We start from the raw sequence: 13,391 nt of genomic DNA, 5'->3' as shown, positions 1-13,391 counted from the left end.
AAACGGTATTCCTGCGCGGTATGCGTGAGAAAATCGCACACATGTTGCCCCGCCTGCCTCCGTTGAACGCGGTCCGTGCTTTTGCGGCGGCCGCGCGCCATCTGAGCTTCACCCGGGCCGCGCTGGAACTGCACGTGACGCACAGCGCGATCAGCCGCCAGATCCAGGCGTTGGAGGCCCACCTGGGCGTGGCCCTGTTCGAGCGCAAAACCCGGCAGGTGCTTCTCACGGCCGCCGGCCACCAGTTCCATGCGCAGATCGGCCCCGCCCTGGAGCAGATTGGCTCGGCCGCCGAATCGCTCAGGGGCAGCGCGCCACCGCGCACCGTGAAGATCAACGTCCGGCCCACGTTCGCGGTGCGTTGGCTGATCCCGCGGTTGCCGGGGTTTGTGGCCCTGCACCCGGACATCGAGCCGCAGGTGATGACCAGCACCCTGCCGCCCGACAAGGCGCAGGACGCGTTCGACCTGGCCATCCGGCGCGGCACCCGGGGGTGGCCGGCCGCGATGCAGATCCACCCGTGCCTGGAAGACGAGGCCCTTGTCGTGGGATCACCCGCGCTGTTTGCCCGGTGTCCGGTCAATGGCCCCGCGTCGCTGGCGTCCCATGTTCTGCTGCTGTCCAGATCGCGCAGCAACGACTGGGAGCACTGGAAACAGCGGGCGAACGTGCCCGGGTTGAAGCCCGCCGGTTGCCTGCAGTTCGAGCACCTGCACTTTGTGCTTCAGGCCGCCGTGGATGGGCTGGGCTTCGCCTTGGCGCCGACATCCCTGATCGCCCATGACGTGGCGTCGGGGCGCCTGGTCTGCCCTTTGCCCGATGTGCGGATGGCGCTGAGCAGCCACTGCGTCGGTGTGGCCCCGAACGCGAGCCCGCAGACCCAGCGGTTTGTCCAGTGGCTTTTGGAAGAGATGAAGACGAAGACCCCATCGGGATGAGCTGAGAGGCGGTCATCCGTGACACCGATCTGACTGCAAAGCGACCCCGCCGCAGCCCTGGCCTGGGCGGCAGCTCAGCTTCCGACGGGAACGATGGGAATGTTCCGGCGCACGACTGGTTTCTCCGCCCGCGCGCGCAGCTGGCCACAGCCCCCGTCCACGTCCTGCCCGGCCGACTGGCGCAGCTTGGTCAGGATGCCTCGGCGGTGCAGGCGGCGCGCGATGTCGGCCGCTTTTTCCCAGCTCGGGCGCTGGTACGGCATGCCTTCGACGCTGTTGAACGGGATCATGTTCAGGATCGCGTACTTGCCGGTGAGCAGGCGCACGATGCCGTCGAGCTCTTCGTCCGTGTCGTTGATGCCGTCGAGCAGCGTCCACTGGTATTGGATGGGGTAGTCGGTGGCGCGGGCGTAGACCTCGCCCGCTTCCACCAGCTCGTCCGGCGTCATGCGCGGCGCGCGCGGCAGCAGCCGCTCGCGCAGGTCGGCCCGGGTGGTGTGCAGCGAGAGCGCGAGCGCCGGCTTGACCGGGCCTTTGGGCAGGGTTTCGAACACGCGCGGGTCGCCCACGGTGGAGAACACCAGGTTCTTGTGGCCGATGTTGCCAGCCGTGCCCAGCAGCTCAATCGCTTCAAGCACGTTGTCGAGGTTGTGCGCGGGCTCGCCCATGCCCATGAACACCACCTTCTTCACCGGCCGCAGGCCGCGCGCCAGCGCCACCTGCGCCACGATCTCGGCACTGCCCACCTGGCGGATCAGGCCGGTGGTGCCGGTCATGCAGAACACGCAGCCCACCGCGCAGCCGATCTGCGTCGAGACGCAGACGCCGTCGCGCGGCAGCAGCACGGTCTCCACCATCTGGCCGTCGCCCAGCTTCACCAGCAGGCGGGCCGAGCCGTCTTCGCCGGGGTGTTGTGATTCGAGCCTGGCGAGCGCGGCCAGGTCGGCCTCGATGGCGGGCAGTTCAGCGCGCAAGGTGGCGGGCAGGAAGTGCTCGATCTGGCGCTTGCCCGCCGTCTGCGGCAGGGCCAGGCTCCACAGGCGGAGCACGCGGTGTTCGTGTTTGGGCAGGGCGCCGAGCGCTCGGAGTCGCTCGCGCAAGGTCTGGATGCGCATGAAGGGTATTGTCCCCCCCGCGCCGCCTTCGGCATGTGCTGGGTAACTGCCCTGCGCTCGCTGGGTTTACCGCTTCGGCAGACAATCCCTGTCCAAAGGAGACCCCACGATGAAATCCGTGTCCCACATCCAGCGCAACCCGCACGGCCATTGGGTCGGCGACGGCTTTCCGGTGCGCAGCATCTTTTCGTACGACCACAACCCGGCCGCGTTCTCACCCTTTCTGTTGCTCGATTTCGGCGGCCCCACCAGCTTCGACCCGACCCCGAAACGCCGCGGCGTGGGCGCGCACCCGCACCGCGGCTTCGAGACCGTGACCATCGTCTACGACGGCGAGGTCTCGCACCGCGACTCGACAGGCGCGGGCGGCACCATCGGCCCCGGCGATGTGCAGTGGATGACGGCCGCCGCCGGCATCGTGCACGAGGAGTTCCACAGTGAGGCCTTCGCCCGCAGCGGCGGGCCGTTCCAGATGGTGCAGCTGTGGGTGAACCTGCCCGCGCGCCACAAGATGGCGCCGCCCGGCTACCAGGGCATCGCCGCGGCGCAGACGCCCACGGTGGACCTGCCCGACGTGAACGGTCAGGGCGCCGGCACGGCGCGCCTGATCGCGGGCTCGCTGCTCGGCGCGCAAGGCCCGGCCAGGACCTTCACGCCCATGCAGGTGTGGGACGTGCGAATCAAAGCCGGCCACACCGTGACCCTGCCGGCCCCTGAGGGCCACACCACCGTGCCGCTGGTGCTCAAGGGCCGGGTGAAAACACAAGGCGGCGCCGAAGCGACCGACGCCGAGATGATCGTCTACGAACGCGCGGGCGAGGGCGTGACGCTCACCGCCGTGACCGACACCACCCTGCTCTGGCTGGCCGGCGAACCGATCGACGAACCGGTGGTGGGCTATGGACCGTTCGTGATGAACACGCAGCAGGAAATCCACCAGGCGTTCGCGGATTTCCAGAGCGGCCGGATGGGCAAGTTGTGATACCCCCTGCGCCGCCTGCGGCGTCACCCCCCAGGGGGCGCACCTGGCGGCCCGGCAAAGCCGGTTCCGCGGGTGCCTGGTGAAAATCACGTCAAGGAGAGATCGATGCTGGAAATGGTGATCAACGCCCGCGCCGCCGACCTCGGCCACGGCCTGCTGGTGCGGCGCGTGCTGCCCTACGCGAAGCGCCGCAACGTCGGCCCCTTCGTCTTCCTGGACCACGCCGGCCCAGTGCCGCTGCCGCCGCACTACGACCGCTCCGCCGACGTGCGTCCGCACCCGCACATCGGCCTGTCCACCGTGAGCTATTTGCTCAGCGGCCAGATCACGCACCGCGACAGCCTGGGCACGCTGCAGATCATCCGCCCGGGCGAGGTGAACTGGATGACGGCCGGGCGCGGCATCTCGCACAGCGAGCGCTTCACCCACCCCGACTCGTATGCCGGCGGCGGGCTGGAGCTGATGCAGCTCTGGGTGGCGCTGCCCGAGGCCGACGAAGAATGCGAACCGGCCTTCACCCACTACCCCGCGAGCGCCCTGCCGGTGATCGAAGCGGGCGGCGTGTGGATGCGCCTGGTGGCCGGCAGCGCCTACGGCCAGACCAGCCCGGTGCGCACGCACTCGCCCCTGTTCTATCTGCACACCGAGTGGCAGGCCGGCGCCCGCCAGGCCCTGCCCGGTGGCCACAAGGAGCAGGCGGTGTATGTGGCCAAGGGCGAGATTGAGCACGCGGGCGAGGTCTACCAGCCCGGCCAGCTGCTGGTGTTCAGCGACGACGTGGACGCCGTCATCACGGCGCACACACCCGCCACGCTTATGCTCTTCGGCGGCGAGCCGCTGGGCGAGCGCCACATCTTCTGGAACTTCGTGTCCTCGCGCAAAGAGCGCATCGAACAGGCCAAGGCCGACTGGGCCGCCGGCCGCATCGCGCTGCCGCCGGACGACAAGGACGAGTGGATTCCGTTGCCCGGCTGACTTTCCGTTGAAGGGTGTTTGCAGTATTCTTACCAAACCACCATCGATCGTGATAGAGCCAGAAAATGCCGACGACCGCCACCCTCTCCAGCAAGTTCCAGATATCCATTCCCAAAGCCGTTCGCGAAGAACTGCATTGGAAAGCCGGGCAGGAATTCGTGTTCATCCCCAAAGACAAGGGCGTTCTCATGATGCCGGTGCCACAGCTTGAAGAGCTGGCCGGCATCGCCAAAGGCGCGCGCAAAGAAGACTACCGCGACCGCAAGGACCGCTACTGATGGCGGCACCCTTGCGCGTGGTCGATACCTCGGCGTGGATCGAGTGGCTGGTGGCTTCGTCCGTTGGGAAAAAACTGGCCAAAGAGTTTCCCGACAAGGCCCTCTGCATCGTGCCCACCATCGTGCAGCTGGAGCTGTCCAAATGGCTGTGGCGCGAGCTCGGTGAAGCGCAAGCCGATCAGGTGATCGCCTACACCCTGAAATGCCGGGTGGCATCACTGGACACGGCGACGGCGCTGCTCGCAGCCGATCTGCACCGCCAGCACAAACTCGCCACAGCCGACGCCATCGTCTACGCCACTGCCGTGCAACACGGCGCCGAACTGTTGACCTGCGACGCGCATTTCAAAGGCTTGCCGGGCGTGGTGCTGTTCCCCAAATCGGCTGCTCGTTAAGACCCGTGCTGGCAGTGCCCCGATGCTTCCGTGCATCCCGCCAGCGCAGCGCGCCATCAAAGACCCAGCTCGGTCAACCCGGGGTGATCGTCGGGGCGGCGCCCCAATGGCCAGTGAAACAAGCGCTCACTCTCATGGATCGGGCGGTCGTTGATGCTGGCGTGGCGCTGCTCCATGTAGCCCAGTTCGTTGAACTGCCAGTTCTCGTTGCCGTGCGAGCGGAACCACTGCCCCGAATCGTCGCGCCATTCGTAGACGAAGCGGACCGCGATGCGGTTGCCGCCAAAGGCCCACAGCTCCTTGATGAGCCGGTAGTCGAGTTCCTTCGCCCACTTGCGCACCAGGAAGGCGTGCACCTCGGCCCGGCCCACCGGGAACTCCGCGCGGTTGCGCCAGCGCGTGTCCTCGGTGTAGACCTTGACCACACGGTCAGGGTCTCGCGAATTCCACGCGTCCTCGGCCCCGCGCACCTTTTGCGCGGCGGTCTCGGCGGTGAAGGGTGGCAGCGGCGGGCGCGGGTCCATCAGTACTGCTTGTAGGGGAGGAATTTCCCGGACATCACGATATTCACGCGGTCGCCGTTCGGGTCGGCCTGGCGCTGCAGGTCCATCTTGAAGTCGATCGCGCTCATGATGCCGTCGCCGAACTCTTCGTGGATCAGTTCCTTGAAGGTGGTGCCGTACACGCTCACCAGTTCGTAGAAGCGGTAGATCAGCGGATCGGTCGGCACGCTGGTGGGCAGCGAGCCCTTGTAGGGCACGACCATCAACCACTTCTGCTCTTCGACGCTCAGGCCGAAGAGCTTGCCCAGCGCCTTGGCCTGCGCCGGCGTGGCGGTCATCTGGCCCAGGCACAGGGCCGTCGTCCATTCCTTGGACTGGCCCACCTTCTTGGCCACGTCGGCCCAGCTCAGGCCTTTGCTGACTTTGGTGGAGATGATTTTTTCGGTGACGTCGAGTCGGCTCATGTGTTGCCTCTTGAAGTGATGGAAGTGAAGGAAAGAAAACGTCAGTGGGCTTTCGCTCGGGAAACCAGAAAGTCCACGATGTGGTTGCGCAAGTCGTAGTAGCCATCCAGGTGGTGCAGCTGCGCCCGCGTGCGGCTGCGCGGCAGCGGGTTGACCACCACCTCGGCCATGCCGCCCGGCGCATAGCCCTGCTCGGTCTCCTGGCCGTTGGTCATGAGCAGGATGCGGTCGGCCAGCAGGATGGCTTCGTCCACGTCGTGCGTGATCATGAAGACGGTCTGGTGCGTCTCGCGCACGATGGCCATCAGCTCGTCCTGGATGGTGCCGCGCGTGAGTGCGTCCAACGCGCCGAAGGGCTCGTCAAGCAGCAGCATCTTGGGCTGGATGGCAAACGCACGCGCGATGCCCACGCGCTGCTTCATGCCGCCCGAGAGCTGGCTCGGCTTCTTGTCGATGGCGGGCAGCAGGCCGACCATGGCCACGTGCTTTTCCACCTGTTGATTGATCTGCGTCTTGTCCCACTCAGGCCAGCGCGACTTGACGGCAAAGGCAATGTTCTGCCGCACGGTGAGCCAGGGCATGAGCGCGTGGCTCTGGAACACCACGCCGCGCTCCAGGCTGGGGCCGTTGATCTCGCGGCCGTCCATGAAACAGTGGCCGCTGGTGGCGGTGTCCAGCCCCGCGAGCACGTTGAGGATGGTGGTCTTGCCGCAGCCGCTGTGGCCGATGATGCAGACGAACTCGCCTTTGTCGATGGCGAAAGACACGTCGGCAAACACCGGATTGTCCGCCTGGTAGGCCTTGGCGAGCTGTTCGACTTTCAGGAAACCGGACATCGGGGCAACCTTTTGAATGGGGTCGTTCACAGGAACCGCGAGGACCGCGCTCTCGCGCACGCTGGTGTCACTCCACATAGGTCACCGCCTTCTGCAGTTGCGCAAACACCAGGTCGAGCAACATGCCGACCACGCCGATCAGCAGCACGGCGAAGATCACGTTGGTGAGCGAGAGGTTGTTCCACTCGTTCCACACGAAGTAGCCGATGCCCGTGCCGCCCACCAGCATCTCGGCCGCCACGATCACCAGCCAGGCGATGCCCATGCTGATGCGCATGCCGGTGAGGATGGTGGGCGCCGCGGCCGGCAGGATCACCTGGAAAGCCTTGCGCAGCGGGTTCACCTCCAGCGTGCTGGCCACGTTGAGCCACTCGCGCTTGACACCGGCCACACCGAAGGCGGTGTTGATCAGCATCGGCCAGATCGAACAGATGAAGATCACGAAGATGCCACTCACGTCGGAGTCCTTCAGCGTGTAGAGCGCCAGCGGCATCCAGGCCAGGGGGCTGATGGGTTTGAGCACCTGCACGAAAGGGTTGAAGGCCTTCTGCATCAGCGGCGACATGCCGATCAGGAAACCCATCGGCAGCGCCACCACCATCGCCAGCAGGAAACCGAGACCGACGCGGCCCAGCGAGTGCGCGAGCTGGATGCCGATGCCCTTGTCGTTCGGCCCCTTGTCGTAGAACGGGTCGGACAGGTGCGCCCAGCTCGCCCTGGCCACCTCGATGGGCGGCGGGAAGCCGCTGCTCTTTTCAGTCCCCGGGTCCTTGCCCATCATCTTGGCGTACTCGATCTCCTCGGCCGTCATGCCGGCCGAAGAACCGCCGATGGATGGCCCGGAGGTCGCGAGCTGCCAGGCGCCGATGAAGCACGCGAAGATCAGCAGCGAGACCACCGCCGCGCGCAGGTTGAGGCTCGTGGTCTTCATGTCAAACCTTCGAAATCGGGAAGCTCTTCAAATACGCGTCGGCCTTGGCGGGGTCGAACTCCTTGCCCATGATGGTGTGCTTGGCGTAGGTGGGGCCGGCCTTGAACTCGATGCCCAGGTCCTTCATGTGCTTGCGCGCATCGGTGATCAGGAACACCTTCTCGGCGATCTGCTGGTAGTTCACATCCCCCTTCACATAGCCCCAGCGCTTCATCTGCGTGAGCATCCACACGGCCATGCTCTGCCAGGGCATGGGGTCGAAGTCGGCGCGATCGGGCACGTTCTGGATCTTGCCCAGGCCGTCGGCGAACTTGCCGCTGAGCACCTGGTTCAACACGGCCTCCGGCTGGTTCAGGTACTGGCTGGGCGCGATCACCTTGGCGATGAGTTCGCGGTTCTTCGGCTGGCGCGCCATGGCCGCGGCGGTGAGCACCGCGCGGTACAGCGCGGCGAAGGTGTTGGGGTTCTTCTGGATGAACTCGGTGCTGGTGCCGAAGGCGCAGCAGGGGTGGCCGTTCCAGAGGTCCTTGGTCAGCACGTGGATGAAACCCACCTCGTCAAACACCGCGCGCTGGTTGAAGGGATCGGGGCCGAGGAAGCCGTCGATGTTGCCGGCGCGCAGGTTGGCCACCATCTCGGCCGGCGGGATCACGCGCAGCTGCACGTCGGTATCGGGGTTCAGGCCGTTCTCGGCCAGGTAGTAGCGCAGCAGGAAGTTGTGCATCGAGTAGTCGAACGGGATGCCGAACTTGAAGCCCTTCCAGTTCTTCGGGTCGCGGTTGTCCTTGTGTTTCAGGGCCAGCGTGATGGCCTGGCCGTTGATGTTCTGGATCGTGGCCACGTTCATCGGCGTGGCGTTGCTGCCCAGCCCCATGCTGATGGCCAGCGGCATGGGCGAGAGGAAGTGCGAAGCGTCGTATTCCTTGTTGATCATCTTGTCGCGCACCAGCGCCCAGCCCGCGGTCTTGGTGACCGAGACGTTCAGGCCCTGCTTCTGGTAGAAGCCCAACGGGTGCGCCATGATCAGCGGCGTGGCGCAGGTGATCGGGATGAAGCCGATCTTCAGGTCGGTCTTCTCCAGCGCGCCCTGCTTCTCCTGCGCCATGGCCTGCATGCTGGCGACCGGCAGCACGCTGGCAATCGCCGCCATGGCCGTTCCCTTGCCCACCGCGCGCAGGAAGCGGCGGCGCTCTTCGTCGTGCGGGAACAGCGCCTTCACCAGCGTGGCTTCGATGAACTCGTTGCTGTAGGCCTCGAACTCGGCGCTCTCGCTGCGGCGGCGCAGCTCGATGGCCGCGCTGTCGGCCGCCACCTCGGCGTGGTGGTCGGCCACGCTGTGGTCGCGCCCACAGCTGCACTTCATCATGAGCGGTCGATCGGCGTTGTAGGGATCGAAGAATTCGGACATGGCGCACCTCGTGAGTTGATGACGGGGTGTGCATTGCAAGCGACGGGCCAGAACCCATGCCAGACGGGGCCGATCGCCGCCCCTTGCCGCATTTCGCAGACGCCGCACCGACTCGATGTAGGGCCAGCCCTACAAGAGCGGCCGTTTCAGGGCGTTTTGGGCGAGCGCGCGTGGCGCTCGGCGTACAGCGCGAGCTCCACATCGTTCTTGGTGCCGGTCTTTTCCAGGATGCGCGCCCGGTAGGTGCTCACCGTGTTGGGCGCCAACCCGAGCTGCGCACCAATTTCGCTCACGGTCTGCCCTTGCGTGAGCAGGCGGTAGACCTGGTGTTCGCGGTGCGAGAGCGCTTCGGGCCCGGCCTGGGCACCGGCCTGGCCCACGGCGGCGGCCAGCGCCTCGGCCGTGGCCTGCGTGAGGAACACCCCGCCGGCGGCCACCTTGCGCACCGCGGCGAGCATGTCGTCGGGGTCGGCGCTCTTGTTGAGATAGCCCGAGGCGCCCATGCGGATGCAGCGCACCGCGTACTGTTTCTCGGGGTAGGTGCTGAGCATGAGCACCGGCAACCTGGGGTGCTCGCGCTTGAGCGCCTGCAGCACGTCGAGCCCGTCGATGCCGGGCATGGCGATGTCGAGCAGCACCAGGTCGATCCCGGCACGCGCCTGCAGCGCGGCCACCTGGGCCAGCACCTCGGGGCCGCTCTGCGCCTCGGACACCACCAGCACGTCGGGCGCCTCGGCCAGCACCTGCTTGAGCCCTTCGCGCACGATGCGGTGGTCGTCACCGATCAGCACGCGGATGGTCTCGACGATCACGGTGGGTTCTGCGTTCATTCGGTCACCTTTGTGTTGGGCACCGCGGCGCGGGCTGGCCTGGAGCGGCCCGGCGCGGTGTTCATGGGCTGTTTTCTGGGGGCAGCGCCAACGTGAGGCACATGCGCGTGCCCCGACCTGGTGCGCTGTGGATGTCGATGCGCCCGCCGAAGTGCCGCGCGCGCTCGCGCATGCCCATCACCCCGTAGGCGTCCGCCGCCTCGAAGGCCTGGGCGGGCGCGCCCACGCCGTCGTCCTGCACCGCCAGGCTCAGCTCCGCGCCGCTGCGCGCGATGGCCACGCCCAGGTGCCGCGCCCGCGCGTGGCGCCCCACGTTGCTGAGCATTTCCTGGAAGATGCGGAACACCGCCATGGCCAGCGGCTCGGGCAGTTCCAGGCTTTCGTCCACCGCCATGCGCCAGTCCAGCGCCAGCTCGGCCGAGGCCACGAACTCCTGCGCCTGCCACTCCAGCGCTGCCCACAGGCCCTGGTGGTCCAGGATGCTGGGGCGCAGGTCGGTGATGATGCGGCCCACGTTGTCCACCGCGTTCTCGATCAGGCGGCTCATGTTCTGGCACTTGCAGCGCATGCGGCTGCGCATGTCTTCGGCCGCGTCGGGGCTGCGCTGCTGCTGCTCGGACAGGCGCTTGTCCATCCAGTTCACGTCCATCTTCAGCGCCACCAGCAGGCTGCCCAGCTCGTCGTGCACCTCGCGCGCGATGCGCGTGCGCTCGTCCTCGCGCACGGTTTCGGACCAGGCCGCGAGCTCGCGCACCTGGCGCAGCGCGGTCTCCAGCGCCTGGGTGCGCTCGCGCACGCGGCCCTCAAGCTCGTCCTTGGCGCGGCGCAGCGCGTCGGCGGCGCGCTTGCGCTCGGTGATGTCCACAAAGGTGATCACCGCGCCGCGCACCCGCCCGTCTTCCACGATGGGGTGGCTGGAGTACTCCACCGGAAAGGCCGTGCCGTCGCGGCGCCAGAACACCTCGCTGTCGATGCGGCAGGGCAGGCCCTGGCGAAACGCGTTGAAGATCGGGCACTCGGCCTCGGGGTAGTGGCCGCCGTCGGCGCGCGAGTGGTGGGTCAGCCCGTGCATGTTGAGCCCCAGCAGCTCCTGCGGTTCGTAGCCGATCATGCGCGCGCCCGCCTCATTGATGAAGACGCAGGCGCCGTCCAGGTCCACGCCGTAGATGCCCTCGCCGGTGGACGCCAGCAGCAGGGCCAGCGGGTCGCGCCAGGCGTCGGCGGCGACCGGACGCGGATGCAGGAAGGGGGCTTCGACGGGCATGGCGCAGCGGGTTGGAGGTTGGAGAAGGCCTAGCAATGGATATGCCACACACACGCGGCCGCTGCGGCGGTTCACAATAGGCGCCTTTGCGCTCCGGCGCCCCTCCCTTCATCGCGGCCCCGCAGCCGCCCTCCATGGCCCTGTTCGACAAACTGTTCGCTGCCCGTCGCAAATACGACGCCCCCGAGTCGCGGCTGCCCGAAGAGCGGCAGGCGCTGGTGGCCGGCTCCGACATCGCGCACGAGGCCGCGCGCATGCTGCGCGCGCCCACGGCGCTGATGCAGCTCAGCGAGGCCGAGGCCATGACCGTGGTGGGCTTCATGCGCCCGCGCCGCTTTCACAGCGGCACCACGTTCATCCACCAGGGCGACGCGAGCGACACCGGCTTCATGGTGCTGGTGCTTGACGGCGAGGTGACGGTGGAGTCGCTCACGGTCAGCCGCACCGAGCCGGTCACGCTGCGGGTGCTGGGGCCGGGCAGCCTGATCGGCGAGATGGCGCTGGTCGACGGCGCCGCGCGCTCGGCCTCGTGCGTCGCCAGCACCGACGTCCGCTGCGCCGTGCTCACACGCGATGCGCTCGAAACCCTGATCCGGGAACAGCCCGCCACCGGCGCCAAACTCATGGCCGCCGTGGCCCAGCGCCTGAGCGAGCGCCTGCGCGAGAGCGGCGACAAGCTCAGGCTCTACACCCAGATGGTGCAGGCCATGCAGGAAGAGATCGAGCGGCTCCTGCCGGAGGACTGAGCCCCATCGGGGCCGGGCTGTCTCAGGTATTCGGCGCCGTCTTGTGGCTCCAGACCATGGTGATCGCCAGGATGCCCAACACCACACCCAGCGACACCGCCACCGGGATCTTGAACACGTCGATCAGCACCATCTTGCCGCCGATGAACACCAGGATCACGGCCAGGCCATAGTTCAGCAGGTGGAAGCGGCTGGCCGCCGCCTGCAACAGGAAGAACATCGCGCGCAGGCCCAGGATGGCGAACACGTTGCTGGTCAGCACGATGAACGGATCGGCGGTGATGGCGAAGATCGCCGGGATCGAGTCCACCGCGAAGATCACGTCGGTCAGCGCCACCATGGCGATCACCATCAGCAGCGGCGTGGCGATCTTCCTGCCGTTCTCCAGCGTCCAGAACCGCTCGCCGTCGTAGTGCCGGCTCACCGGCAACAGTTTGCGCAGCAGCTTCAGGGCCGGGTTGTCGTTCAGGTCGGGCTCCTGACCGGCGGCCAGCCACATCTTCACACCCGTGAGCACCAGGAAGGCGCCGAACAGGTACAGCAGCCAGTGGAACTCCGCCAGCAGCCAGCCGCCCACCAGGATCATCCCCGTGCGCAGCACGATGGCGCCCACGATGCCGATCATCAGCACCCGCTTCTGGTAGGCCGCGGGCACCGCGAAGTAGCTGAAGATCAGCAGGAAGACAAAGATGTTGTCCACCGCCAGGCTTTTCTCGATCAGGTAGCCGGTCAGGAACTCCAGCGACTTCTCGTTCGCCAGCGCGGTCGAGCCGGTACCGTCTTTCACCGCCCACCACAGCAGGCCGTTGAACAGAAAACTCAAGCCCACCCAGATCAGCGACCAGTTGACCGCTTCCTTCACGCCCACGGCGTGGGCGCCCTGCTTCTTGAGCACGACGAAATCGACAAACAGCGCCGCCAGCACGAAGCCGACGAACACCAGCCAGAGCCACAGGGGCGCGATGGTTTCCATGAATGACAAGACCTTTTCTGAACGGACGGTGTTGATGAACAAACACCCTCCAAGGTCTGGCCGGAGCCGGGCGTGGCGCCCGACCCGGGGTTTCCGGCGTCCTGTTTCGCGAGCGATCAGGCCACGTACTGACGAAAACCCCACCCGCCGGGGCCGGGCTGTGCGTCCGGTGGCGGGCTGGTTACTCCCCTTGATGGGAAGCCGCGATTGTGGGGGGCCGAGGCGTGTGCGGCAAGGTGAAGGACCTTCAGAAATCTCCTGAAGGTCGGCCTCGGCGGGCGCTGTCCACGCAAGATGCGCACGCGAAGGGAGCAGCGTCTACCCACGCCATGTTTCGATTGCTGACAATTTGACGCTTCATTTCTTCTGCCAGGTGGCGATGACTCTCAGGAGTCCAGGTTCGTCACATGGAGGTTCTGAAATGAGTTTCACAGACGACATTGAAGCGTGGTTGCTGGAGGTTGACCTCTGGACCCCGCGTGAAACGGAAGACCTGGTCGCTGCGCTGCGGCAGGGCCACACCGTGGGCATGTTCGAGTTCACTCCCAGTCGCCACGGCCAGCGGTGCTTCATCAAGACGGCCCACGTCGACCACATCCTCGTGCTGGCGACCAGCCAGGCCCGGGCCGACATGGTTGCACTGCTCACCCGCTCCCTGGACGGGGCCAACGACGGAAGCAAACCCATGGCGCACTGGTTCGCCCCATCCACCTTCGCGGCTCAAACCGGTACGGCATCCCGGCTGATGTAGGC

The 13,391-nt window shown here is 66.7% G+C and carries 16 protein-coding genes; 7 read left to right on the top strand and 9 right to left on the bottom strand.

What is annotated here, in order from left to right; all coding sequences use genetic code 11:
• The first annotated feature begins 41 nt into the window (after positions 1-41).
• Entirely contained in the window at positions 42-938 is an 897-nt protein-coding gene (locus KIH07_RS04445) for a LysR substrate-binding domain-containing protein (RefSeq protein ID WP_226490820.1), read from the top strand.
• Positions 939-1,012: 74 nt separating this feature from the next.
• On the opposite strand, the gene KIH07_RS04440 is transcribed toward KIH07_RS04445, so the two are convergent.
• Entirely contained in the window at positions 1,013-2,053 is a 1,041-nt protein-coding gene (locus KIH07_RS04440; RefSeq protein ID WP_226490819.1) for an RNA methyltransferase, read from the bottom strand.
• A gap of 109 nt (positions 2,054-2,162) precedes the next feature.
• Here KIH07_RS04440 and KIH07_RS04435 point away from each other — a divergent pair, with 109 nt between their 5' ends.
• The 4 genes from KIH07_RS04435 to KIH07_RS04420 all read left to right on the top strand — a co-directional run bounded on the left by KIH07_RS04435 (position 2,163) and on the right by KIH07_RS04420 (position 4,683).
• Positions 2,163-3,035 (top strand): pirin family protein, encoded by an 873-nt coding sequence (locus tag KIH07_RS04435; RefSeq protein ID WP_226490818.1) that lies wholly within the window; start codon positions 2,163-2,165, stop codon positions 3,033-3,035.
• Between the two features lie 105 nt (positions 3,036-3,140).
• Positions 3,141-4,010 carry a pirin family protein gene (locus tag KIH07_RS04430; RefSeq protein WP_226490817.1) on the top strand — a complete coding sequence of 290 codons (870 nt, stop codon included), beginning with the start codon at positions 3,141-3,143 and terminating at the stop codon, positions 4,008-4,010.
• 65 nt (positions 4,011-4,075) lie between these two features.
• The gene (locus KIH07_RS04425) at positions 4,076-4,288 is read left to right on the top strand and encodes an AbrB/MazE/SpoVT family DNA-binding domain-containing protein (RefSeq protein ID WP_226490816.1); all 213 of its coding nucleotides are present in this window, start codon (positions 4,076-4,078) and stop codon (positions 4,286-4,288) included.
• Complete coding sequence (locus tag KIH07_RS04420) at positions 4,288-4,683, top strand: type II toxin-antitoxin system VapC family toxin (protein WP_226490815.1); 396 nt, start codon at positions 4,288-4,290, stop codon at positions 4,681-4,683. Before KIH07_RS04425 ends, KIH07_RS04420 begins: the two co-directional genes overlap by 1 nt.
• A 56-nt stretch (positions 4,684-4,739) precedes the next feature.
• Here KIH07_RS04420 and KIH07_RS04415 read toward each other — a convergent pair whose 3' ends face one another.
• From KIH07_RS04415 to KIH07_RS04385, 7 genes are all read right to left on the bottom strand, one after another.
• Positions 4,740-5,207 (bottom strand): DUF1348 family protein, encoded by a 468-nt coding sequence (locus KIH07_RS04415; RefSeq protein ID WP_226490814.1) that lies wholly within the window; start codon positions 5,205-5,207, stop codon positions 4,740-4,742.
• Entirely contained in the window at positions 5,207-5,650 is a 444-nt protein-coding gene (gene cynS, locus KIH07_RS04410) for a cyanase (RefSeq protein WP_226490813.1), read from the bottom strand. The genes KIH07_RS04415 and cynS overlap by 1 nt, the downstream gene beginning before the upstream one ends.
• Before the next feature lie 41 nt (positions 5,651-5,691).
• Positions 5,692-6,564 carry an ABC transporter ATP-binding protein gene (locus KIH07_RS04405; RefSeq protein ID WP_413465697.1) on the bottom strand — a complete coding sequence of 291 codons (873 nt, stop codon included), beginning with the start codon at positions 6,562-6,564 and terminating at the stop codon, positions 5,692-5,694.
• Positions 6,554-7,417: a nitrate ABC transporter permease gene (gene ntrB / locus KIH07_RS04400; RefSeq protein ID WP_226490811.1), complete on the bottom strand. Its 864-nt coding sequence runs from the start codon at positions 7,415-7,417 to the stop codon at positions 6,554-6,556. Before ntrB ends, KIH07_RS04405 begins: the two co-directional genes overlap by 11 nt.
• A 1-nt stretch (position 7,418) precedes the next feature.
• The gene (locus KIH07_RS04395; RefSeq protein ID WP_226490810.1) at positions 7,419-8,825 is read right to left on the bottom strand and encodes a CmpA/NrtA family ABC transporter substrate-binding protein; all 1,407 of its coding nucleotides are present in this window, start codon (positions 8,823-8,825) and stop codon (positions 7,419-7,421) included.
• 146 nt (positions 8,826-8,971) lie between these two features.
• A complete protein-coding gene (locus KIH07_RS04390) occupies positions 8,972-9,655 on the bottom strand; it encodes a response regulator transcription factor (protein WP_226490809.1) in 684 nt (227 codons plus the stop codon).
• Between the two features lie 61 nt (positions 9,656-9,716).
• Positions 9,717-10,919 (bottom strand): PAS domain-containing sensor histidine kinase, encoded by a 1,203-nt coding sequence (locus tag KIH07_RS04385; protein WP_226490808.1) that lies wholly within the window; start codon positions 10,917-10,919, stop codon positions 9,717-9,719.
• Positions 10,920-11,053: 134 nt separating this feature from the next.
• Here KIH07_RS04385 and KIH07_RS04380 point away from each other — a divergent pair, with 134 nt between their 5' ends.
• Positions 11,054-11,665: a cyclic nucleotide-binding domain-containing protein gene (locus KIH07_RS04380; protein WP_226490807.1), complete on the top strand. Its 612-nt coding sequence runs from the start codon at positions 11,054-11,056 to the stop codon at positions 11,663-11,665.
• Positions 11,666-11,687: 22 nt separating this feature from the next.
• Here the strand turns inward: KIH07_RS04380 and KIH07_RS04375 are convergent, their stop codons facing one another.
• Positions 11,688-12,638, bottom strand: coding sequence for a TerC family protein (locus KIH07_RS04375; RefSeq protein WP_226494619.1), 951 nt, complete (start codon positions 12,636-12,638; stop codon positions 11,688-11,690).
• A gap of 421 nt (positions 12,639-13,059) precedes the next feature.
• Between KIH07_RS04375 and KIH07_RS04370 the strand changes: the two genes are divergently transcribed.
• Positions 13,060-13,389 (top strand): hypothetical protein, encoded by a 330-nt coding sequence (locus tag KIH07_RS04370; RefSeq protein WP_226490806.1) that lies wholly within the window; start codon positions 13,060-13,062, stop codon positions 13,387-13,389.
• Positions 13,390-13,391: the final 2 nt, after the last annotated feature.

Source organism: Hydrogenophaga taeniospiralis, from assembly GCF_020510445.1.
GTDB lineage: Bacteria > Pseudomonadota > Gammaproteobacteria > Burkholderiales > Burkholderiaceae_C > Hydrogenophaga.
This window is presented reverse-complemented; position numbering and strand designations above follow the sequence as displayed.

Coding starts and splice junctions, on each gene's coding strand:
- KIH07_RS04445 (WP_226490820.1), top strand. CDS start 42: ATGTTGCCCCGCCTGCCTCCGTTGAACGCGGTCCGTGCTTTTGCGGCG.
- KIH07_RS04440 (WP_226490819.1), bottom strand. CDS start 2,053: ATGCGCATCCAGACCTTGCGCGAGCGACTCCGAGCGCTCGGCGCCCTG.
- KIH07_RS04435 (WP_226490818.1), top strand. CDS start 2,163: ATGAAATCCGTGTCCCACATCCAGCGCAACCCGCACGGCCATTGGGTC.
- KIH07_RS04430 (WP_226490817.1), top strand. CDS start 3,141: ATGCTGGAAATGGTGATCAACGCCCGCGCCGCCGACCTCGGCCACGGC.
- KIH07_RS04425 (WP_226490816.1), top strand. CDS start 4,076: ATGCCGACGACCGCCACCCTCTCCAGCAAGTTCCAGATATCCATTCCC.
- KIH07_RS04420 (WP_226490815.1), top strand. CDS start 4,288: ATGGCGGCACCCTTGCGCGTGGTCGATACCTCGGCGTGGATCGAGTGG.
- KIH07_RS04415 (WP_226490814.1), bottom strand. CDS start 5,207: ATGGACCCGCGCCCGCCGCTGCCACCCTTCACCGCCGAGACCGCCGCG.
- cynS (WP_226490813.1), bottom strand. CDS start 5,650: ATGAGCCGACTCGACGTCACCGAAAAAATCATCTCCACCAAAGTCAGC.
- KIH07_RS04405 (WP_413465697.1), bottom strand. CDS start 6,564: ATGTGGAGTGACACCAGCGTGCGCGAGAGCGCGGTCCTCGCGGTTCCT.
- ntrB (WP_226490811.1), bottom strand. CDS start 7,417: ATGAAGACCACGAGCCTCAACCTGCGCGCGGCGGTGGTCTCGCTGCTG.
- KIH07_RS04395 (WP_226490810.1), bottom strand. CDS start 8,825: ATGTCCGAATTCTTCGATCCCTACAACGCCGATCGACCGCTCATGATG.
- KIH07_RS04390 (WP_226490809.1), bottom strand. CDS start 9,655: ATGAACGCAGAACCCACCGTGATCGTCGAGACCATCCGCGTGCTGATC.
- KIH07_RS04385 (WP_226490808.1), bottom strand. CDS start 10,919: ATGCCCGTCGAAGCCCCCTTCCTGCATCCGCGTCCGGTCGCCGCCGAC.
- KIH07_RS04380 (WP_226490807.1), top strand. CDS start 11,054: ATGGCCCTGTTCGACAAACTGTTCGCTGCCCGTCGCAAATACGACGCC.
- KIH07_RS04375 (WP_226494619.1), bottom strand. CDS start 12,638: ATGGAAACCATCGCGCCCCTGTGGCTCTGGCTGGTGTTCGTCGGCTTC.
- KIH07_RS04370 (WP_226490806.1), top strand. CDS start 13,060: ATGAGTTTCACAGACGACATTGAAGCGTGGTTGCTGGAGGTTGACCTC.